A 22,459-nucleotide genomic window follows, 5' to 3' on the forward strand; every position below is an offset into this window, starting at 1 on the left:
GGTTGTTTCAGGCAGTAAATAAAAAATCCACTTAAGAAGGTAGGTGTTACATGTCCGAGCTTAATGAAAAGTTAGCCACAGCCTGGGAAGGTTTTGCGAAAGGTGACTGGCAGAATGAAGTCAACGTCCGTGACTTTATTCAGAAAAACTACACCCCATATGAAGGCGACGAATCCTTCCTGGCTGGCGCGACTGAAGCGACCACCAAGCTGTGGGACAGCGTAATGGAAGGTGTAAAACAGGAAAACCGCACTCACGCGCCTGTTGATTTTGACACTGCCCTGGCTTCCACCATCACCTCTCACGACGCAGGCTATATCGAGAAAGGTCTGGAAAAAATCGTTGGTCTGCAGACCGAAGCGCCGCTGAAACGTGCGATCATCCCGTTCGGTGGTATTAAAATGGTTGAAGGTTCCTGCAAAGCGTACAATCGCGAGCTGGACCCGATGCTGAAAAAAATCTTCACTGAGTACCGTAAAACTCACAACCAGGGCGTTTTCGACGTCTATACTCCGGACATCCTGCGCTGCCGTAAATCCGGCGTGCTGACTGGTCTGCCGGATGCTTACGGCCGTGGTCGTATCATCGGTGACTACCGTCGCGTTGCGCTGTACGGTATCGACTTCCTGATGAAAGACAAATTCGCCCAGTTCAACTCTCTGCAAGCGAAACTGGAAAGCGGCGAAGATCTGGAAGCGACCATCCGTCTGCGTGAAGAAATCGCTGAACAGCACCGCGCGCTGGGCCAGATCAAAGAGATGGCGGCTAAATATGGCTACGACATCTCCGGTCCGGCGACCACCGCTCAGGAAGCTATCCAGTGGACCTACTTCGGTTACCTGGCTGCCGTTAAATCTCAGAACGGCGCGGCAATGTCCTTCGGTCGTACCTCCAGCTTCCTGGATATCTACATCGAACGTGACCTGCAGGCGGGTAAAATCACCGAGCAAGACGCGCAGGAAATGGTTGACCACCTGGTCATGAAACTGCGTATGGTTCGCTTCCTGCGTACCCCGGAATACGATGAACTGTTCTCCGGTGACCCGATTTGGGCAACAGAATCCATCGGCGGTATGGGCGTTGACGGCCGTACTCTGGTGACCAAAAACAGCTTCCGCTTCCTGAACACCCTGTACACCATGGGGCCGTCTCCGGAGCCGAACATCACTATCCTGTGGTCTGAAAAACTGCCGCTGAGCTTCAAGAAATTCGCTGCTAAAGTGTCCATCGATACCTCTTCTCTGCAGTATGAGAACGATGACCTGATGCGTCCGGACTTCAACAACGACGACTACGCTATCGCATGCTGCGTAAGCCCGATGGTTGTTGGTAAGCAAATGCAGTTCTTCGGTGCTCGCGCCAACCTCGCAAAAACCATGCTGTACGCTATCAACGGCGGCGTGGATGAAAAACTGAAAATGCAGGTGGGTCCGAAATCTGAACCGATCAAAGGCGACGTTCTGAACTTCGACGAAGTGATGGAACGCATGGATCACTTCATGGACTGGCTGGCTAAACAGTACGTCACTGCGCTGAACATCATCCACTACATGCACGACAAGTACAGCTACGAAGCCTCTCTGATGGCGCTGCACGACCGTGACGTTATCCGCACCATGGCGTGTGGTATCGCGGGTCTGTCCGTTGCTGCTGACTCCCTGTCTGCAATCAAATATGCGAAAGTTAAACCGATTCGTGACGAAGATGGTCTGGCTGTCGACTTCGAAATCGAAGGCGAATACCCGCAGTTTGGTAACAACGATGCTCGCGTCGATGACATGGCCGTTGACCTGGTTGAACGTTTCATGAAGAAAATTCAGAAACTGCACACCTACCGCAACGCGATCCCGACTCAGTCTGTTCTGACCATCACCTCTAACGTGGTATATGGTAAGAAAACCGGTAACACCCCAGACGGTCGTCGCGCTGGCGCGCCGTTCGGACCAGGTGCTAACCCGATGCACGGCCGTGACCAGAAAGGTGCTGTTGCCTCTCTGACCTCCGTAGCGAAACTGCCGTTTGCTTACGCGAAAGATGGTATCTCTTACACCTTCTCTATCGTACCGAACGCGCTGGGTAAAGATGACGAAGTTCGTAAGACCAACCTGGCGGGTCTGATGGATGGTTACTTCCACCACGAAGCGTCCATCGAAGGTGGTCAGCACCTGAACGTGAACGTAATGAACCGCGAAATGCTGCTCGACGCGATGGAAAACCCGGAAAAATATCCGCAGCTGACCATCCGCGTATCTGGCTACGCTGTACGTTTTAACTCCCTGACTAAAGAACAGCAGCAGGACGTTATTACCCGTACCTTCACTCAGACCATGTAATTCCCTGTCTGACTGAAAAAGCGTACAATAAAGGCCCCACATCAGTGGGGCCTTTTTAACAAGCAATCCCCGCCCTAGCCTGCTTTGCCAGTTATCTATACTTTGGGTATCTGTCAAAACAGACTCGACACAGCCGCTGAGCTGTGCACCAACACGGCCCCGGATGGGCCACATCTGGAGAAAACACCGCAATGTCAGTTATTGGTCGCATTCACTCCTTTGAATCCTGTGGCACCGTTGATGGCCCGGGCATCCGCTTTATTACCTTTTTCCAGGGCTGCCTGATGCGCTGCCTGTACTGCCATAACCGTGACACCTGGGATACCCACGGCGGCAAAGAAATCACCGTTGAAGAGTTAATGAAAGAGGTAGTGACCTATCGTCACTTTATGAATGCTTCCGGCGGCGGCGTCACCGCATCGGGCGGCGAAGCGATCCTGCAGGCGGAGTTTGTTCGCGACTGGTTCCGCGCCTGTAAGAAGGAAGGTATTCATACCTGTCTCGATACCAATGGCTTTGTTCGTCGCTACGATCCCGTTATCGACGAACTGCTGGAGGTAACAGACCTGGTGATGCTGGATCTCAAGCAGATGAACGATGAGATTCACCAGAACCTGGTCGGCGTCTCTAACCATCGTACGCTGGAATTCGCCCAGTATCTGGCGAAGAAGAATATCAATGTCTGGATCCGCTACGTGGTGGTTCCGGGCTGGTCAGACGATGATGATTCCGCGCACCGCCTGGGCGAATTTACCCGCGATATGGGCAATGTCGAAAAAATCGAGCTGCTGCCCTACCATGAGCTGGGCAAACACAAATGGGTAGCGATGGGCGAAGAGTACAAGCTGGACGGCGTCCATCCGCCGAAGAAAGAGACCATGGAGCGAGTCAAAGGCATCCTTGAGCAATATGGGCACAAAGTGATGTACTAATCCCGCCCGGGCCGGTGATGCGCTTATGCCGGCCTGCAACGGCGTGGGAAGCTGTTACCGTCCAGCCCGTTGCATTATTATGCAAAACGGCTCTACTGCAGTAAGCACAGGCTATTAAAACGGATGACGCGCAGCATGCGCTGCGCGCTACAGGGTCAGGCGTGCGCCACCGGCGTTGGATGATGCCCGGCTTTACGCAGCAGGGTCAGCAGATAGATAAACGACACGCTGGCGATCATAATAAACAGCAGGTTATCCGAGAAGTTCTGCATCAGCATCGCCGTCAGCGTCGGGCCCAGCAGGCTGCCGATGGTATAGCTCATCAACAGCGCCTGGTTCATTGCCACCAGCTGATGGTGCTCCACTTTTTCACAGGCCCAGGCCATCGCCACCGGATAGAGGGTAAAGCCCGAAGCGCCCAACACAAACAGCGCCGGCGCCATCGCCGCCTGGCTGAGCATCGCCATACATCCCAGAATCACCACAAAAACCTGCACCCGCAGCACCAGCAGGCGACCGTAGCGGTCTGCCAAGCGCCCTACCGGCCACTGGCCGAGGATCCCGGCGCTAACCATCACCGCCATCCAGAAGCCAATGCCGCCGTCGCTGACGCCCTGATGGTTCAGCCACAGCGGCATCAGACCATACAGCGAGCCGAGGACAATCCCTGAGATAATGCAGCCATTGACCCCATGGCGCGCCTGGCGCAGCTTCAGCATCGGCCAGATACGTACCGTTTCATGCGGCTCTTCGGCCTGCCCCATGATGCGGGTAAACAGCAGCGGCAGGATCGCCGCCAGCGCCAGACCCGTCACCCACGGCAATACGCTCATTAAATCGGTGGGGAGTTTACTGACCATCAGCTGGCCCAGTACGGTACCGACGTAATAGACCATCATGTACGCCGCCAGCAGACGACCGCGGCTGCGTGAAGTGCCGCTGCAGACCAGCGCGCTTTCCACCACCACCCAAATCATCGCGCAGCCTACGCCGGCGATAAAACGCCAGCTCAGCCACGTCCAGAAGCCCACGGTGATCCCCAGCCCTACGCAGCCGACGGCGAATATTAACGACGCGAGATAATAGCTGCGGTTAAACCCCAGGCGCTTGATCACCCAGCCGGCAAGCAACGTACCGGCCAGATTGCCGGTAAAATAGGATGACCCCACCATGCCGACCTGCCAGGTTGGCATATTTTCATGGGCGAGCCAGAGCGGGACGAGCGTATTCAGCACCGCTATCGCCAGGGTCAGTAAAAGCAGGCCACAGAGCAGCATTTGCACTGGCCGGGTGTAGATGGTCATGGGTAAAAACCGTGAGGAATGTTCAGATCGCGAGCGCATCATGCCACCGCTAAAAACATTGTCAATCCACCTGAAATCAGGCCTGACGCGGTTTTGCCGGGCACGATAGAAGTTTTTTATCCACAGAACGGATAAAGATGAGGCAACAGATAATACGCTGTTGTTTTTCTTAATTTATTAATAAATCTCGCTGTTAATTTCAGTCGAAAAATTTCATCTATCGACAGCACGTTTTCATCATGCCGGCACGCCTGCGCCGGCATGATGACGCTGATTAACTGGCGATAGCCATCCCGACGGTCATATGCAGACCATAGAATACGCCGCGGCCAATCATCTCTCCTGCCAGCACCAGAACAAACGCCAGGCCGAGCAGCGAGACCGCAGGCTTGCGGCCGCGGATCTGCGGCACGCACCAGCAGGCCAGGGCCAGCGCCAGCAGCACCACGCGCCAGGCCATAAGCAGCCCATAATCCGGCACCAGGGCGGAGGCCTGCTGAATTGAGCTGCGGATAGTGGCGAGTTCACTCCCCTGCATCAGGACCACCACGATACTCACCAGCAGTGCCAGTAAAGTGACCACCGGCAGCAGGCGCAGCGCCCAACCGTCGACGCCTGCGACGCGCAGCAGCAGGTAGCCCAGCAGCGGGCCGCCGATAAACAGCGTGAGGAAGAAGCTCAGCGGCGTCCAGACGGTATACCAGGTCGGCACTGTGTCGATGGTGTTATAGACCCGCACCATCATCCAGACGAAGATCACCCCAAGCGCCATGGTCGCTACCAGCCACAGGCTACGCAGTCCGGCAGGCAGCTTTTTACACACGGCCAGCAGCCAGCCAATCCCGCCGACGGCGAAGAAGATCGCCCCGCTGGCTATCTCATTACTCAGCGATGAGGCCCCTACGCGATTGAGCGAGTTAAAGGCCCGCAGCGGCGAACCGAGGTGCATTGTCGAGGCGATAAACCCGATCCCCATCAATACCCACAGGCCGAACATGCTACCCACCACGCGCTGCTCCTGCTCACGGGAAAGCTTGCCCGTCATGAGCGCCAGCGCCAGGACGATGAAGCCGCCCGCGACGCACTGGCCGAAGACCGTAAAGATCATCAGCGGCCATTCATGCCATCCGTTTCCCATCTTACACCTCCTTCGGGTTTGCCAGGTAACCGGTGGTATCGCCACACGGCCGGGCATTGGCGTTAGGTTTGATCACGATGCTCGGCCGGGTAAAGTGCGCCGAAGGCAACGGCGCCACCGCCGCCAGCTGGCCGTGCTTAGCGCGCAGTTCGGCAATCGGCCCGAAATCCAGCGCCCGCAGCGGGCAGGACTCGACGCAGATCGGCTTTTTCCCGTCGGCGACGCGCTCGTGGCAGCCGTCACACTTGGTCATATGGCCTTTGTCGGCGTTATATTGCGGCGCGCCGTAAGGACAAGCCATATGGCAGTAACGGCAGCCAATGCACACCTCTTCGTTGACCACCACAAAACCGTCTTCGCGCTTGTGCATCGCTCCGCTCGGACAGACCTTGGTGCAGGCCGGATCTTCGCAGTGGTTACAGGCGATGGAGAGGTAATAGGCGAACACGTTCTGATTCCAGACGCCGTTATCCTCCTGCCAGTCGCCGCCGGCATATTCATAAATGCGGCGGAAGCTGACATCCGGGGTCAGATTTTTGTAGTCCTTACAGGCCAGTTCGCAGGTCTTGCAACCGGTGCAACGGGCGGAATCAATAAAAAATCCATACTGAGTTGTCATCGGTTACTCCTTACAGCTTCTCAACCTGGACGAGGTTGGTATGCGACGGGTTCCCCTTCGCCAGCGGCGAGGGGCGCTGGGTGGTCAGCACGTTAATGCTGCCCGCCTGATCCACGCGCGAGGCGTCCGGGTTATACCAGGCCCCTTCCCCCAGCGCGACCACGCCCGGCATCATGCGCGGGGTCACCTTCGCTTCGATATGCACTTCCCCACGGTCGTTGAAGATGCGAATGCGATCGCCGTTGGCAATGCCGCGCTGGCGGGCATCGATCGGGTTAATCCACATCTCCTGCCGACAGGCAGCCTTCAGTACATCGACGTTGCCGTAGGTTGAATGGACACGCGATTTATAGTGGAAGCCGGTCAGCTGTAGCGGGTATTTCGCCGTCAGCGGATCGTTGTAGTTTTCGAAGCCCGGGGTGTAGATCGGTAGCGGATCGATGACATCGCCTTCCGGCAGCTCCCAGGTGGCGGCGATTTTCGCCAGCGCCTGCGAATAGATTTCAATCTTGCCCGAAGGCGTGGTCAGCGGATTAGCCTGCGGATCCTCGCGGAAGGCTTTATAAGCCACATGGTGCCCTTGCGGATCGCGCTGCTTATAGATGCCCTGCTGACGGAAGGTGTCGAAATCCGGCAGGTCGGGAATCGCTGTGCGCGACTGCTCATACAGATAGCGCATCCAGCCTTCCTGGGTACGGCCTTCGGTAAATTTTTCCTCGACGCCGAGGCGCTTCGCCAGCTCGCTGGTCATCTCATAGATAGTTTTGCATTCGAAACGCGGCTTGATGGCCTGGTCGGCAAAGATGACGTAGGACATGTTGCCGCAGGAAGCATCCAGCGCGAAATCCATCTGCTCAGAGGCGGTGCAGTCCGGCAGCAGAATATCGGCGTATTTCGCTGACGAGGTCATATGGCAGTCGATGACCACAATCATCTCGCACTTCTTGTCGTCCTGCAGGATCTCGTGGGTGCGGTTAATCTCTGAGTGCTGGTTGATCAGGCAGTTGCCCGCATAGTTCCAGATCATTTTGATCGGCACATCGAGCTTATCTTTGCCACGCACCCCATCGCGCAGGGCAGTCATTTCCGGGCCGCGCTCAATCGCATCGGTCCACATAAACATTGAGATGCTGGTCTGAACCGGATTCTCCAGCGTCGGCATGCGCTCAAACGGCAGGCTGTAGGAGCCCTCGCGCGCGCCGCTGTTGCCGCCGTTGATCCCGACGTTACCGGTCAGAATGGCGAGCATCGCGATAGCCCGGGTGGCGATTTCGCCGTTGGCGTGACGCTGCGGCCCCCAGCCCTGGCTGATATAGGCCGGTTTGGCGCTGGCAATTTCGCGCGCCAGTTTAACAATGCGTTCGCGCGGAATACCGGTTATGGTCGAGGCCCACTCCGGCGTTTTGGCGATACCGTCGGCGCCCTGGCCAAGTATCCAGGCTTTATAGTGGCCATTGGCCGGGGCATCGGCAGGCAGAGTTTTCTCGTCGTATCCCACACAGTATTTATCGAGGAACGGCTGATCGACCAGATTCTCGGTGATCATCACCCACGCCAGACCCGATACCAGCGCCGCATCGGTACCGGGGCGAATCGGGATCCATTCATCTTCGCGTCCGGCGCCGGTGTCGGTATAGCGCGGATCGATAATGATCATCCGGGCATTGGATTTCTGGCGCGCCTGCTCAAGATAGTAGGTCACCCCGCCGCCGCTCATCCGCGTTTCGCCTGGGTTGTTGCCGAACAGCACCACTAACTGGCTGTTTTCAATATCCGACGGGCTGTTGCCATCCGCCCAGCCGCCGTAGGTGTAATTCAACCCTGCGGCAATCTGCGCGGATGAATAGTCGCCGTAATGATTGAGATACCCACCGCAGCAGTTCATCAGACGGGCAATCAGGGTTTTCCCCGGCGGCCAGGAGCGGGTCAGCGTGCCTCCCAGCGTGCCGGTGCCGTAGTTCAGATAGATGGACTCGTTGCCGTAGTCTTTAATCAGGCGCTGCGTCGTGCTGGCGATGATATCGAACGCCTCTTCCCAGCTGATTTGCTCGAATTTACCCTCACCGCGTTTGCCTACGCGCTTCATCGGATATTTCAGCCGATCGGGGTTATAAACCCGGCGGCGCATAGACCGCCCGCGCAGGCAGGCGCGCACCTGATGCAGGCCGTCATAGTTATCGTCACCGGTATTATCGGTTTCGACGTATTGAATCGCGCCATCCACCACGTGCATGCGCAGCGGGCAGCGGCTACCGCAGTTGACGGTGCAGGCGCTCCAGACCACCTTCTCACTGGCCGGGGCTGGCGTGTCGGCGGCGTGGGCCATACGGGAAAAGGGTAACGTTAGTGCGTTGCTGGCCAGCGCCAGGCCGCCTATTGCCGTGGTTTTCATCAGACCACGGCGGCTTACCTCAGCAGCCAGTAAAGCATCGGGGGCTTTAATTTTCATGGATACTCGCTTTGGTTGCTCACAATAAACTGACAAGCGCTATATAGTAATATATATAAGGCTTTGAAATATTATTGGTTTTTTATGCTGGTTTAATCCAAAGGGAGTATCACTGCATTCGCGGATGGGATTATTGCCCGGTATCAATAAGGATGTAAAAAAAGCGCCCGCAGGCGCTTTTAAGGGAGAAGGTAAAAATTAACCGATATATTCGAGGCCGCGCATATACGGGCGCAGGATTTGCGGGATCTCGATACGGCCATCAGCCTGCTGATAGTTTTCCATCAGCGCCACCAGGGTACGACCGACCGCCAGGCCAGAACCATTCAGGGTATGAACGAGACGGGTCTTCTTGTCGGACTTGCTGCGGCAGCGAGCCTGCATACGACGCGCCTGGAAATCCCAGACGTTGGAGCAGGAAGAGATCTCACGGTAGGTGTTCTGCGCCGGGACCCACACTTCGAGGTCATAGGTTTTGCAGGCGCTGAAGCCCATATCGCCGGTGCACAGCGCGACCTTACGGTAAGGCAGGCCCAGCAGCTGCAGCACTTTCTCGGCGTGGCCGGTCATCTCTTCCAGCGCCGCCATCGAGTCTTCCGGACGGACAATCTGCACCATTTCAACTTTATCGAACTGGTGCATACGGATCAGACCGCGGGTGTCGCGACCATAAGAACCTGCTTCGGAACGGAAGCACGGCGTATGGGCGGTCATTTTTATCGGCAGATCGTCTTCATCGATAATTTCATCACGCACCAGGTTGGTCAGCGGCACTTCCGCCGTCGGGATCAGCGCGTAGTTGCTGCTGTCAGCCTCTTCTTCCAGCGGACGGGTATGGAACAGGTCGCCGGCGAATTTCGGCAGCTGACCGGTGCCATACAGGGTGTCCTGGTTAACCAGGTACGGGACATAGTTTTCGCTATAGCCATGCTGTTCAGTGTGCAGATCCAGCATGAACTGCGCCAGGGCGCGGTGCAGACGGGCCAGCTGGCCTTTCATCACCACGAAGCGCGAACCGGTGAGCTTAACGGCGGCGGCAAAATCCAGCCCCCCGTGCATTTCACCCAGCGTCACGTGATCGCGCACGTCGAAATCGAACTGGCGCGGCGTGCCCCAGCGGCTGACTTCAACGTTGTCGTTTTCGTCACGGCCAACCGGCACGTCATCGTGAGGAATATTCGGGATCGCCAGCGCGATATCGCGGATTTCCGCCAGCAGCGCTTCCAGCTCGGATTTTGCGGCATCCAGCTGTTCGCCGAGTTTGTTCACTTCCAGGCGTAATGGCTCGATGTCTTCCCCGCGCGCTTTCGCCTGGCCAATGGATTTCGATCGGGAGTTGCGCTCCGCCTGCAGGTTTTCCGTTTGCACCTGCAGAACTTTACGACGCTCTTCAAGCGCGCGAAGTTTATCTACATCCAGCTTAAAGCCCCGGCGTGCCAGTTTTTCTGCGACTGCGTCTGGCTCGGTACGCAGCAGATTGGGATCGAGCATGCTTATCCTGTGCTTATCGAATTAAAAAAAGAATAGTGGCCGCAGACTACGACCACGGAAATAGTGTAATAACCTTACCGCAACGCCTCAATTAGCGGTAGCGTTTTATCGGGCTATTTTGATCCTGTTCAGCGAGCCAGGCGAGCTTTTCGCCAATTTTGCCCTCAAGCCCCCGGTTTGTCGGGCGATAATAGCGCGTTTGCGCCATTTCCTGCGGGAAGTACTGCTCACCGGCGGCGTAGGCGTTAGGTTCGTCATGAGCGTAACGATACTCCTGCCCGTAGCCCATCTCTTTCATCAGCTTCGTCGGCGCATTGCGCAGATGCACCGGAACGTCATAGTCCGGACGGTCTCGCGCGTCGGCCAGCGCCGCTTTAAAGGCGGTGTAGACCGCATTGCTCTTCGGCGCGCAGGCCAGATAGACAATGGCCTGGGCAATCGCCCGCTCGCCTTCCGCCGGCCCGACGCGGGTAAAGCAGTCCCACGCCGAAATGGCCACCTGCATCGCCCGCGGGTCGGCGTTGCCGACGTCTTCCGAGGCAATCGCCAGACAACGGCGGGCAACGTACAGCGGATCGCCCCCGGCGGTGATGATCCGCGCGTACCAGTAGAGCGCCGCGTCCGGCGCGCTCCCGCGCACTGACTTATGCAGGGCGGAAATCAAATCGTAGAAACGGTCGCCTTTATTATCAAAGCGCGCGCTGCGCTCGCCGGCGATCTCGGTCAGCAGTTCCGCCTTCAGCACCCGCTTGCCCGCATCATCGCTCTCGGCCATATCGGCCATCATTTCCAGGGTATTCAGCGCCCGCCGCGCATCGCCGTTCACCAGTTCGGCGATGGCCCTGCGGGTCTCATCCGGCAAAACGATATCCTGGCCGCCGTAGCCGCGGGTTTTATCGTGCATCGCCTGGTCAAGCACCTGCTCGATATCGTCGGTGGTGAGCGATTTCAGTAAGTAGACGCGGGCGCGGGAGAGCAGCGCCGAGTTAAGCTCAAAGGAGGGATTTTCGGTGGTCGCGCCAATAAAGGTGATGGTGCCATCTTCAATATGCGGCAGAAAGGCATCCTGCTGGCTTTTATTGAAGCGATGCACTTCGTCAACAAACAGAATCGTTCGTCGGCCGGCGTTGCGATTCTGCCGCGCGCGCTCAATGGCCTCGCGGATCTCTTTCACCCCGGAGGTCACCGCCGAGATCCGTTCGACATCGGCGCTGGCATAGCGGGCGATCACTTCCGCCAGGGTAGTCTTGCCGGTGCCCGGCGGCCCCCAGAGGATCATCGAATGCAGGTGCCCGGCTTCGATCGCCCGCGGCAGGGGTTTGCCCGGCGCCAGCAGGTGCTGCTGGCCAATATACTGCGCTAAATTTTCTGGCCGCATGCGAGCGGCCAGAGGTTGAAACGCGTTGTCGGAAAAATCGAGCGACAGATTGCTCACTTTCGCCTCTACTTACGTTGATCGTCCACCGTCACCCCTTTCGGCGGCGTAAAGGTGAACTTAGATGCGTCGACGGCGCCGTTCTGCTGCGATTTCAGCTGATAGCTGCTGCGCTGATCATCCTGCTCGACGGCGCTGAACTGATGGATGGTGCCGTCCCGACCGACGTTGATCGTGAACTGCTTCAGGTTGCCGCTGCCGCTTTTCGGCGTCAGCACAAAATCATCGCCGTTTTGTTTGATATTGTACTGCTGCCAGTCGCTGGACTGGTTGCGGGCAATCAGCATAAACGGCGTGTTGCTGGTGGCGTCTTTCAGCCAGGTCGCCGTGGCCTGCTCGACGAACGGGTTATAGAACCACAGGGTTTTACCATCCGAAACGAGGACGCTCTCATCCGGCTGGGTCATATGCCAGTTAAACAGATTCGGGCGTTTTACCCACAGGTCGCCCTGTCCGTCCTGCACGGCGTTGCCGCTGCCGTCGGTGACTTTTTGCGTGAAGCTGGCATGGAAGCTGCTCACTTTATCAAGACGGCTTTTTAAGTCACTGGCCGCATCTGCCCAGACCTGGCTGACGACCATACCAGACAGTAATGCACAGGTGATTGCGAGTTTTTTCATTGTTCTTCCTTAATGTGCGTCACTCCCGACGCGGGAGCCTCTTCTGCCCCTAATGTAGGACCGCCGACGGCGGCGGGACAGAAGAATTGGCTGATTTTGCGCTTATTTACCCAACTTTGCACTCATTCAAAGGGCGGCGGCGCCAGTACTTCGCGGTTACCGTTATGGCCCTGCTCGCTGACAATGCCCTGCGCTTCCATCTGTTCGATAATACGCGCGGCACGGTTATAGCCGATGCGGAACTGGCGCTGCACCCCGGAAATCGACGCTTTACGCTTCTCGGTCACAAAGCTGACCGCCTGATCGAACAGCGGATCCAGCTCTTCACCACCGTCGAAGCCACCGCCGCCGCCTTCGCTTTCGCTGTCGGAGGTAATGCCGTCTACATACTGCGGACGACCGCGGGCTTTCCAGTCCTGAACCACGGCGTGGACTTCCTGGTCGCGAACAAACGCCCCATGGACGCGCACCGGCGTGGTGGAGTTCGGCCCGGAGTAGAGCATGTCCCCCATCCCGAGCAGCGATTCCGCACCGCCCTGATCCAGAATGGTACGCGAGTCAATTTTGCTCGACACGGTAAAAGCGATGCGCGTCGGAATGTTGGCCTTAATCAGACCGGTAATGACATCCACCGACGGACGCTGCGTCGCCAGCACCAGGTGGATCCCCGCCGCACGCGCTTTCTGCGCCAGGCGAGCGATCAGCTCTTCCACCTTCTTACCGACGGTCATCATCAGGTCGGCGAATTCGTCCACCAGCACCACAATATACGGCAGCTTTTCCAGTACCGGGTGCACGGCGTCCATACTGTCGCCTGGCTTCCAGTACGGATCCGGGATCGGACGCCCCATGCGCGCCGCTTCTGCAATCTTCTCGTTATAGCCCGCCAGGTTACGCACGCCCAGCGCCGACATCAGCTTGTAGCGACGCTCCATCTCGTTGACGCTCCAGCGCAGCGCATTGGCGGCGTCTTTCATGTCGGTAACCACTTCCGTCAGCAGGTGCGGAATTCCTTCGTAGACCGACAGCTCCAGCATTTTCGGGTCGATCATGATGAAACGCACATCTTCCGGCTGCGCCTTGTAGAGCATGCTGAGGATCATGGCGTTGACGCCGACCGACTTACCGGAACCGGTGGTACCGGCCACCAGCAGGTGCGGCATTTTCGCCAGATCGGCCACCACCGGATCGCCGGCGATGTCTTTACCCAGCACCACGGTCAGCGGCGACGGGTTATCACGGAACTTGCTGTTGTCGAGCACTTCACGCAGGTAGACGGTCTGGCGCTTTTTATTCGGCAGCTCAAGCCCGACATACGGTTTACCCGGGATCACCTCCACCACGCGCACGGCGACCGTGGACAGTGAACGCGCCAGATCCCGTGACAGGTTAGAGATTCGCGCCGCTTTGACGCCAGGCGCCAGATTCAGTTCGAAGCGGGTGATCACCGGCCCCGGCGAGTAGTTCACCACATCCGCTTTAATGCGGAAATCGGCGAGTCGCGCTTCCACCAGTCGTGCCATCTGCTCGAGAGCAAAGGTATCCACCGGCTCGACTTCACTGGGCGGCGGCGTAAGCAGATCCAGCGACGGCAGCGGCGTCGTCGGCTTTTGCAGCGGTCGACTATCGCCATTGCGCATCAGCAGCGGGTGGATCAGGCTCTCCTGCGGCGCAGGCGCGGCAGGCTGATGCCCCTGCGGGGTAACCGGTTGGTGCTGCGGCACGGACTGCGGCGCAGTCTGGTAAGGCTGCGGCGGCACTGGCTGATGATGTACCGGCTGGTGCTGCGCAGGTTGATAACCCTGCTGCGGAGCGGCGGCCGGTTGTTGATAATGCTGGGCTGGCTGCTGCGGCTGTACTTCCGGTGTCGGCGTAAACAGCGGCTCGCTCGGCCCCTCATTGACCAGAGTTTTCATCGGCGAGAATTCGTAATCCGCCGGCGAGAACGGATTGGCGCCCGGCGGCTGCTCGGAGGCGTAGCGCTGCTGCTGGGTGGCGGCAAACTGGCGCGCCAGCTCCGCTTCCGCCGCAGCGTCGGCATCATCGTCATCAGTCGCGTTATCGTCTTCCCAGCGATGGCCATAACGCTGCTGTTGAGTGGCGGCGAACTGGCGAGCCAGTTCATCCTGCTCCATAGCATCCGCTTCCTCATCCGAGAGTAGCCCATCATCATAATGGGGGTCGCGCTCTGCCTGCCGCGCGCGCTGTTCTGCTTCACGCTGCGACGGTAGCTTGATGCCGTAGGAGGCCAGTTCCCGACGCGTCGGGACGCGAACGCGATTAGGCCGCGGTAGTTTTGGACCAATGCCCTCTTTCACCTGTACCCGCGGTCCGCTGGAGGCCGGGCTGAACAATGGCGCCGTCGCTGCGGACGCGGCGGTCGCCGTCGTCGCGGCCGCTGAGCCGCCGCTGGCAGCCGTTGCCTGATGCACCCCGGCCGCCACCGCAGAAACCACGGTTGACTCCACGGGCGGTTTGGACGGGGCGGCTGGCGGCGTCAGCGGTTTGGTGGCGATCGGGCTTTCCGGCTCCGGAATAGGCTGATACCAGGAAGCCAGCAGCTCGCGTTCGCGCGCCCGCTTCTCTTCCACTTCCTCGAAGTAATAGAGCGGCGGACGTTTCACTTCTTCCTGCACGACCTCAGGCTCTGGCTGCGCGGCAGGTACCGGCGCGGGCTCAGGCTGATACGCCTGCGGCGCGGGCTGGCCGGCATGCGGATCGTAACTCGGCTGCTGATAAGGCGCAGTCTCGGGTTGATACCCCTGCGGCGCGGGCTGGCCGGCATACGGATCGTAAACCGGCTGCTGATACTGTGCAGGCTCGGGTTGATATCCCTGCGGCGCGGGCTGTTGCCCGGCATATGGATCGTAAACCGGCTGCTGGTGCGGCGCATGCTCGGGTTGATACCCCTGCGGCGCGGGCTGACCGGCATGCGGATCGTAAACCGGCTGCTGATACTGTGCAGGCTCGGATTGATACCCCTGCGGCGCAGGCTGTTGCCCGGCATATGGATCGTAAACCGGCTGCTGATACTGTGCAGGCTCTGGTTGATACCCCTGCGGCGCAGGCTGTTGTCCGGCATATGGATCGTAAACCGGCTGCTGGTGCGGCGCATGCTCGGGTTGATACCCCTGCGGCGCAGGCTGTTGTCCGGCATGCGGATCGTAAACCGGCTGTTGATACTGCGCCGGCTCTGGCTGATACGCCTGCGGCGCGGGTTGCCCCGCTGGCGGCTGATAAGCAGCCTGCTGGAACGGGGCGGGTTCAGGCTGGTAGGCCTGCTGCGGCGGATAGCTGGCTTCTGGCTGATAAGCCGGCGCAGCGCCCTGATGGCCCGCCGTCGACTCGCCCCACGCCTGCGGCGCGGCAGTGGCCGCCGCCGCTGCGCCCACCGGCTCAGCGATACTGTGGCCGTTCAGCAACGGATCGTAAGGGTCGAAATCGCCCGGGCGCGCGGCGCTGGCGCCGGAAAATAGCACATCATTCTCTGCGGGACGCGCGGCGCTGGCGCCGGAAAACAGTACATCGTCGGCGGCGACAGGCGCACCGCTGGCGCTGTACTGCACGGCCTCTTCCCCGTCGTCCATCCGTTTGCCGGAGAAAAGCGCCGCGTCGGTTTTACGCCCCATAGGGTTGGTAAACTTCTCGGCCAGACGTTTACGCCGCGCCAGCGCGCTGCGCAAGATACGGGCCCGACGCGATTCCTGGGGGGTTGCCGCCTCTTCGTCGTCGTACTCTTCATCGTCGTCTTCGTATTCGCCTTCATCGACCCAGGTATCGTCCCGACGGGTGCGGTTGCTGGCAAAGGTGAGTACGGACAGGATGCCGCCGCCCAGTTTTTCCGCAATGCTGACCCACGACCAGCCGGTAAACAGCGTCAGGCCGGCCGCCCAGATGCACAACAGAGCGATGGTGCCGCCGCTGCTGTGCAGCAGCGGTTGCAGGGTGGTGCTCAGCAGGCTGCCAATCACCCCGCCAGAGGCGAAGTACCAGATATCATCGGCGTTAATCGCTGCCAGACCGCAGGAGGTCAGGATCAGGGCTAACGCACCGATGAGACGAAGAGAAACGGCGAAATAGTCAATGTATTCGTCGTTTTCCTGATGCCGCCAGGCAAACCAGCATCCGCCGATGATGATCACCGGGATGGTATAGGCCATGACGCCAAAAATGAAAAACAGGGTATCGGCAAGCCACGCGCCGGGGGCGCCGCCTAAATTATGAATAGGCTCATGCCATGCCGTTTGCGACCAGCTTGGGTCCGAGGGGTTAAAGCTCAGTAATGCCGCCATCAGCCAGATGGCGAAGAGGGAGCAAAGGATGAGCATCGCCTCAAGGAGTCGGCGCCCGCTGCTGAGTTTGGTAAGTTTGACTTCTTTGTCTTCGGTGTATTCCTGGCTCAAGAAAGGCTCTCCAGGTATCAGGCTGTTTCCTGCCTGCTGCTAAAACGGACAACAGCGCCGGGTCTCCCCGGCACTGTTGCTGTATGGATTAACAGGAGTGTAATCAAACTACGTCGAGTTTGCACCTGTTCCGTGTTAGCGCGTCTTAATAACCAGGCGATTACTTTGCTTGACTTCTTCCATTACCACATAGGTACGGGTGTCGTTAACGCCCGGCAGGCGCAGCAAGGTCTCGCCCAGTAATTTACGATACGCTGACATATCCGGTACGCGGGTTTTCAACAGATAGTCGAAATCACCGGAAACCAGATGACACTCTTGAATTTCTTCAAGTTTTTGCACTGCGGCGTTAAATTGCTCAAACACATCCGGTGCGCCACGATTCAGAGTAATCTCAACAAATACCAGAAGTGATGCATCCAGATAATGCGGGTTGAGCAGCGCCGTATAGCCCTGAATAAAACCCTGTCTTTCAAGACGACGCACACGCTCAAGGCAAGGCGTCGGAGAAAGTCCCACCCGTTTAGAAAGCTCGACGTTAGAAATTCGCCCATCTTTTTGCAATTCATTCAGGATGTTACGATCAATGCGGTCGAGATCTTTGCCAGGGCGCTTCTTGCTATCTACCATTATTATTGTCTCTCTGTATTCCTTCCCTACTCCTGTTCCGGCTCTGTGCCTTCACTGCCAGAGCCCATCCTGTTATTACCCGTACGACATTAGGTAACCCAGGGGTACGTGAGAAGCCCGTTGCCTGACGGCAGTCACCGATATCACGCATGGCGTCTGTCCACACCATGCGTAGATTTCGTTAACCCGGATAAAAATGGCATTTGCGTGCATGAAAATTCGCCGCACGCCAAATACTGCTTTTCTTCTTCCTTGAATGTTTTCGCAAAAGCACAGGGGATTGTCAAAGCAAAACATCGATTTTTAGTACAAGATGCCAGATATTCATCATCCACCCTGGTTGATTCTCATTTTTTCGTCTTATAATTGTCCCGCCAACAGTAGAAATAGTTATATTCCTTGCCGGGAAAATCGCCAATTCATCGGCCGCTTCTATTGCACACATCGTTAACAAAATCGCTGCGCTCTTTTTTTACGACAACAAATTCCCTACAATCCCAGCCCAATGTATGCCAATTATTATGGGGATCTCATGGGCACAGCCAAACACAGTAAACTGCTTATTCTTGGTTCTGGACCTGCGGGATACACCGCGGCGGTCTATGCCGCGCGCGCCAACCTGCAGCCGGTGCTGATCACCGGGATGGAAAAAGGCGGTCAGCTGACCACCACGACGGAAGTGGAAAACTGGCCAGGCGATCCGAACGATTTGACCGGTCCGCTGCTGATGGAGCGCATGCACGAGCATGCCGCGAAATTTGAAACCGAGATTATTTTCGACCATATCAGCCGCGTCGACCTGCAAAACCGGCCGTTCCGTCTGACCGGCGACAGCGGCGAATACACCTGTGACGCGCTGATTATCGCCACCGGCGCTTCAGCCCGTTACCTGGGTCTGCCTTCCGAAGAAGCCTTCAAGGGCCGCGGCGTTTCCGCGTGCGCCACCTGTGACGGATTCTTCTATCGCAACCAGAAAGTGGCGGTAATCGGCGGCGGCAACACCGCGGTTGAAGAGGCCCTGTATCTGTCGAACATCGCCTCTGAGGTACATCTGATCCACCGTCGCGATTCCTTCCGTGCGGAAAAAATCCTCATCAAACGCCTGATGGACAAAGTGGCAAGCGGCAACATCGTGCTGCATACCGATCGCACCCTCGAAGAGGTGACCGGCGACCAGATGGGCGTTAGCGGCCTGCGTCTGCGCGATACCAAAAACAGCGACAACGTCGAGTCCCTGGAAGTAGCCGGTCTGTTTGTCGCCATCGGCCACAGCCCGAACACCGCCATCTTTGAAGGTCAGCTGGAGCTGGAGAACGGCTACATCAAAGTGCAGTCCGGTATCCACGGCAATGCGACCCAGACCAGCATCCCGGGCGTGTTTGCCGCCGGCGATGTCATGGACCATATTTATCGTCAGGCTATCACCTCCGCCGGCACCGGCTGCATGGCGGCGCTGGACGCTGAACGTTACCTCGACGGTTTGGCTGACGCGTGCAAATAATCTTTACAAGTCAGTAACAAAGGTAAAGAAGGCGACGAAAAGTCGCCTTTATTTTTGCCGCGATGTAACATTGCCGTGCCCAATATTCCCATAACGACACCTGCTAAGCGCGCAATGAATAAAACCCGTCAACAAGAGTTAACCCGCTGGTTAAAACAGCAAAGCATTATCTCCCGTCGCTGGTTGATGATTTCCCGCCTCCTCGGCGTGGCGAGCGGTCTGCTGATCGTGGCGCAGGCCTGGTTCCTGGCGCGGATCCTGCACCGGATGGTGATGGAGAATATTCCTGCAACCGCCCTGCTGCTGCCGCTGACCCTGCTGGTGCTGACCTTTGTGCTGCGCGCCTGGGTGGTCTGGCTGCGTGAACGGGTCGGCTTTCAGGCCGGGCAGCATATTCGCTATGAAATTCGCCGCCAGGTGCTCGACCGTCTCCAGCAGGCGGGCCCGGCGTGGATCCAGGGTAAACCGGCCGGCAGCTGGGCGACGCTTATCCTCGAGCAGATCGACGATATGCATGACTATTATGCCCGCTACCTGCCACAGATGACGCTGGCGGCCTGCGTGCCGCTGCTGATCGTTATCACTATTTTCCCGATCAACTGGGCCGCCGCGCTGATCCTCCTCGGCACCGCGCCGCTGATCCCCCTGTTTATGGCCCTGGTTGGGATGGGCGCCGCCGATGCCAACCGGCGTAACTTCCAGGCGCTGGCCCGCCTCAGCGGCCACTTCCTCGACCGTCTGCGCGGCATGGAAACCTTGCGTATTTTTCACCGTGGTCAGGCCGAAACGGATAATATTCGCGACGCCTCGCAGGACTTTCGCCAACGCACCATGGAAGTCCTGCGCCTGGCGTTCCTCTCCTCCGGAGTACTGGAGTTTTTCACCTCGCTCTCCATTGCGCTGGTAGCGGTTTATTTCGGCTTCTCATACCTGGGCGAGCTTAACTTCGGCCACTATGGCGCGGGCGTCACGCTGATGGCGGGCTTCCTGACGCTGATCCTCGCCCCGGAGTTTTTCCAGCCATTACGCGACCTGGGCACCTTCTACCATGCCAAAGCCCAGGCCGTCGGCGCTGCGGACAGTCTGAAAACGTTTATGGAAACCCCGCTGACCCAGGTGGAGCGTGGCGAAAAAACCTTAAATGATAACGATCTGATTGGCGTGGAAGCGCGCGATCTGCTGATTAAATCTCCCGACGGGAAAGTCCTCGCCGGGCCGCTGAATTTTTCACTGCCTGCAGGCGCGCGGGTGGTGCTGGTGGGGCAGAGCGGCTCAGGGAAAAGTTCCCTGCTGAACACCCTGCTCGGCTTTTTGCCCTATGAAGGTTCGCTGAAGGTCAACGGCGTCGAGCTGCGCGAGCTGGACGCCGATCGCTGGCGTCGCCTGTTAAGCTGGGTGGGGCAGAATCCCCAGCTTCCTGCCGCCACGCTGCGGGAAAATGTGCTGCTGGCGTGGCCGGAAGCCAGCGATGCCCAGCTTCGGCTGGCGCTGGACAAGGCCTGGGTGAGCGAGTTTATCGCTCTGCTGCCGGATGGGATCCATACCGCCGTGGGCGATCAGGCGGGCCGTCTGTCGGTCGGCCAGGCGCAGCGTATCGCGGTCGCCCGCGCGCTGTTGGTGCCGTGCCGCCTGCTGCTGCTGGATGAACCCGCCGCCAGCCTCGACGCCCATAGCGAACAACGGGTTATGCAGGCGTTGACCCACGCCTCCACCCAGCAAACCACGCTGCTGGTTACCCATCAGCTTGAGGGACTGGCGGACTGGGATGCCGTCTGGGTGATGCAGGACGGACAGATTATCGAACAAGGCGACTACGCCACGCTGGCCCGCGCCGGCGGGGTCTTCTCGGCGCTGTTGGCCCATCGTCAGGAGGAGATTTAAATGCGCGCGCTCTTACCCTATCTGGCACTGTATAAACGCCACAAATGGATGCTGCTGCTCGGCATCGTACTGGCTATTGTGACCCTGCTGGCCAGTATCGGCCTGCTGACGCTCTCCGGCTGGTTTCTCTCCGCCTCTGCGGTGGTGGGCGTCGCCGGGATCTACAGTTTTAACTATATGCTGCCCGCCGCGGGCGTACGCGGCGCAGCGATTATCCGTACCGCCGGACGCTATTTCGAGCGTCTGGTCAGCCACGATGCCACCTTCCGCGTGCTGCAGCACCTGCGCGTCTTCACCTTCAGCAAACTGCTCCCCCTCTCTCCGGCGGGGCTGGCGCGCTTTCGCCAGGGGGAACTGCTCAACCGCGTAGTCGCCGACGTCGACACCCTGGATCATCTCTACCTGCGGGTCATTTCGCCGCTGGTCGGCGCGCTGGTGGTGATTGTGGTGGTGACCTGCGGATTAAGCCTGCTCGACGTTACCCTCGCGCTGACGCTCGGCGGCATCATGCTGGTGACCCTGCTGGTTATGCCGCCGCTGTTCTATCGCGCCGGTAAACCGGCCGGAGAGAGTATGACCCAGCTGCGCGGTCAGTATCGGCAACAGCTTACCGCCTGGCTGCAGGGCCAGGCGGAGCTGATGGTGTTTAACGCCAGCGACCGCTATCGCGCGCAAATGGAAAAAACCGAGCTCAGCTGGCAGGACGCGCAGCGTCGCCAGGCCGAGCTGACCGCGCTTTCACAGGCGCTAATGCTGTTAATCGGCGGAATCGCCGTGGTGGCCATGCTCTGGCTGGCCTCAGACGGCGTCGGCGGCAACAGTCAGCCCGGGGCGCTGATCGCCCTGTTCGTCTTCTGCGCCCTGGCGGCTTTCGAAGCCCTGGCGCCCGTCACCGGCGCTTTCCAGCATTTAGGTCAGGTGATCGCCTCCGCGCTGCGGATCTCGCAGATCACTGACCAGCAGCCGGAAGTCTCCTTCGTTGAGGGCGAAGCCAGCAGGCCTGCGCAGGTGGCCTTAACCTTCAGGCAGGTCACCTTCCGCTACCCGCAGCAGCCCTCCCCCGCCCTGGAGAACATCTCCCTGCAGATTGCCGCCGGGGAACATATCGCTATTCTTGGCCGAACCGGCTGCGGAAAGTCGACGCTGTTGCAGTTGCTCACCCGCGCATGGGATCCGGCGCAGGGAGAGATATTGCTCAACGACCAGCCGCTGTCCGGGCTGAGCGAAGCCACCCTGCGGCAGTCAATGAGCGTGGTGCCGCAGCGCGTGCATCTGTTCAGCGCCACCCTGCGCGACAACCTCCGGCTGGCGGCGCCTGAGGCTGATGACACTCTGCTCTGCGCCACCCTTGAGAAGGTAGGCCTGGAAAAACTGCTGGAAGATGGCGGACTCAACGGCTGGCTGGGCGAAGGCGGACGCCAGCTTTCCGGCGGCGAACTGCGCCGGCTGGCCATCGCCCGCGCGCTGCTCCACGATGCGCCGCTGATGCTGCTGGATGAACCGACAGAAGGTCTGGATGCCGCCACCGAAAGCCAGATCCTGCATCTGCTGGCGGAAGTCATGCGCGAGAAGACCGTGCTGATGGTCACCCACCGCCTGCGAGGCCTGGCGCGTTTTAATCAGATAATAGTCATGGACAACGGCCAGATAATTGAGCAAGGTAGTCACGCGGAGCTGCTCGCTAAACAGGGCCGGTACTTCCAGTTTAAACAGCGTCTGTAGG

General features: G+C 58.6%; 14 protein-coding genes. 5 read left to right on the forward strand and 9 right to left on the reverse strand.

The genetic code is table 11. From position 1 onward, the window contains the following. Positions 1-50: 50 nt before the first annotated feature. Entirely contained in the window at positions 51-2,333 is a 2,283-nt protein-coding gene (gene pflB / locus LGM20_RS16875; RefSeq protein ID WP_023289014.1) for a formate C-acetyltransferase, read from the forward strand. Positions 2,334-2,524: 191 nt separating this feature from the next. Further along, positions 2,525-3,265, forward strand: coding sequence for a pyruvate formate lyase 1-activating protein (gene pflA, locus LGM20_RS16880; protein ID WP_002898145.1), 741 nt, complete (start codon positions 2,525-2,527; stop codon positions 3,263-3,265). A 155-nt stretch (positions 3,266-3,420) separates the two neighbouring features. Here the strand turns inward: pflA and LGM20_RS16885 are convergent, their stop codons facing one another. The 9 genes from LGM20_RS16885 to lrp form a co-directional block, all read right to left on the reverse strand. Beyond that, a complete protein-coding gene (locus tag LGM20_RS16885; protein ID WP_044521914.1) occupies positions 3,421-4,569 on the reverse strand; it encodes an MFS transporter in 1,149 nt (382 codons plus the stop codon). A 274-nt stretch (positions 4,570-4,843) separates the two neighbouring features. Continuing rightward, positions 4,844-5,707, reverse strand: coding sequence for a dimethyl sulfoxide reductase anchor subunit family protein (locus LGM20_RS16890; protein ID WP_023289013.1), 864 nt, complete (start codon positions 5,705-5,707; stop codon positions 4,844-4,846). Between the two features lies 1 nt (position 5,708). Further along, positions 5,709-6,326: a DMSO/selenate family reductase complex B subunit gene (locus tag LGM20_RS16895; protein ID WP_023289012.1), complete on the reverse strand. Its 618-nt coding sequence runs from the start codon at positions 6,324-6,326 to the stop codon at positions 5,709-5,711. 10 nt (positions 6,327-6,336) lie between these two features. Then, entirely contained in the window at positions 6,337-8,775 is a 2,439-nt protein-coding gene (dmsA, locus tag LGM20_RS16900; protein ID WP_044521912.1) for a dimethylsulfoxide reductase subunit A, read from the reverse strand. Between the two features lie 198 nt (positions 8,776-8,973). Continuing rightward, positions 8,974-10,266, reverse strand: coding sequence for a serine--tRNA ligase (serS, locus tag LGM20_RS16905; RefSeq protein WP_044521911.1), 1,293 nt, complete (start codon positions 10,264-10,266; stop codon positions 8,974-8,976). 91 nt (positions 10,267-10,357) lie between these two features. Further along, positions 10,358-11,701 (reverse strand): replication-associated recombination protein RarA, encoded by a 1,344-nt coding sequence (gene rarA / locus LGM20_RS16910; protein WP_032455263.1) that lies wholly within the window; start codon positions 11,699-11,701, stop codon positions 10,358-10,360. Positions 11,702-11,709: 8 nt separating this feature from the next. Next, positions 11,710-12,321 carry an outer membrane lipoprotein periplasmic chaperone LolA gene (gene lolA, locus LGM20_RS16915; protein WP_004201368.1) on the reverse strand — a complete coding sequence of 204 codons (612 nt, stop codon included), beginning with the start codon at positions 12,319-12,321 and terminating at the stop codon, positions 11,710-11,712. Positions 12,322-12,443: 122 nt separating this feature from the next. Then, positions 12,444-16,724, reverse strand: a complete 4,281-nt coding sequence (gene ftsK, locus LGM20_RS16920) for a DNA translocase FtsK (RefSeq protein ID WP_044521909.1) — start codon at positions 16,722-16,724, stop codon at positions 12,444-12,446. Positions 16,725-16,859: 135 nt separating this feature from the next. Further along, the gene (gene lrp / locus LGM20_RS16925; protein WP_000228469.1) at positions 16,860-17,354 is read right to left on the reverse strand and encodes a leucine-responsive transcriptional regulator Lrp; all 495 of its coding nucleotides are present in this window, start codon (positions 17,352-17,354) and stop codon (positions 16,860-16,862) included. 532 nt (positions 17,355-17,886) lie between these two features. Here lrp and trxB point away from each other — a divergent pair. The 3 genes from trxB (at position 17,887) to cydC (ending at position 22,458) form a co-directional block, all read left to right on the forward strand. Then, positions 17,887-18,855: a thioredoxin-disulfide reductase gene (gene trxB / locus LGM20_RS16930; RefSeq protein WP_002898019.1), complete on the forward strand. Its 969-nt coding sequence runs from the start codon at positions 17,887-17,889 to the stop codon at positions 18,853-18,855. Between the two features lie 114 nt (positions 18,856-18,969). Continuing rightward, positions 18,970-20,736: a heme ABC transporter permease/ATP-binding protein CydD gene (gene cydD, locus LGM20_RS16935; RefSeq protein ID WP_044521908.1), complete on the forward strand. Its 1,767-nt coding sequence runs from the start codon at positions 18,970-18,972 to the stop codon at positions 20,734-20,736. Beyond that, positions 20,737-22,458, forward strand: coding sequence for a heme ABC transporter ATP-binding protein/permease CydC (gene cydC / locus LGM20_RS16940; protein ID WP_023289007.1), 1,722 nt, complete (start codon positions 20,737-20,739; stop codon positions 22,456-22,458). The last annotated feature ends 1 nt before the right edge of the window (position 22,459 follow it).

Source organism: Klebsiella quasipneumoniae subsp. quasipneumoniae (assembly GCF_020525925.1).
Lineage (GTDB): Bacteria > Pseudomonadota > Gammaproteobacteria > Enterobacterales > Enterobacteriaceae > Klebsiella > Klebsiella quasipneumoniae.

Coding starts and splice junctions, on each gene's coding strand:
- pflA (WP_002898145.1), top strand. CDS start 2,525: ATGTCAGTTATTGGTCGCATTCACTCCTTTGAATCCTGTGGCACCGTT.
- serS (WP_044521911.1), bottom strand. CDS start 10,266: ATGCTCGATCCCAATCTGCTGCGTACCGAGCCAGACGCAGTCGCAGAA.
- trxB (WP_002898019.1), top strand. CDS start 17,887: ATGGGCACAGCCAAACACAGTAAACTGCTTATTCTTGGTTCTGGACCT.
- dmsA (WP_044521912.1), bottom strand. CDS start 8,775: ATGAAAATTAAAGCCCCCGATGCTTTACTGGCTGCTGAGGTAAGCCGC.
- cydD (WP_044521908.1), top strand. CDS start 18,970: ATGAATAAAACCCGTCAACAAGAGTTAACCCGCTGGTTAAAACAGCAA.
- LGM20_RS16885 (WP_044521914.1), bottom strand. CDS start 4,569: ATGACCATCTACACCCGGCCAGTGCAAATGCTGCTCTGTGGCCTGCTT.
- lrp (WP_000228469.1), bottom strand. CDS start 17,354: ATGGTAGATAGCAAGAAGCGCCCTGGCAAAGATCTCGACCGCATTGAT.
- lolA (WP_004201368.1), bottom strand. CDS start 12,321: ATGAAAAAACTCGCAATCACCTGTGCATTACTGTCTGGTATGGTCGTC.
- pflB (WP_023289014.1), top strand. CDS start 51: ATGTCCGAGCTTAATGAAAAGTTAGCCACAGCCTGGGAAGGTTTTGCG.
- cydC (WP_023289007.1), top strand. CDS start 20,737: ATGCGCGCGCTCTTACCCTATCTGGCACTGTATAAACGCCACAAATGG.
- LGM20_RS16895 (WP_023289012.1), bottom strand. CDS start 6,326: ATGACAACTCAGTATGGATTTTTTATTGATTCCGCCCGTTGCACCGGT.
- LGM20_RS16890 (WP_023289013.1), bottom strand. CDS start 5,707: ATGGGAAACGGATGGCATGAATGGCCGCTGATGATCTTTACGGTCTTC.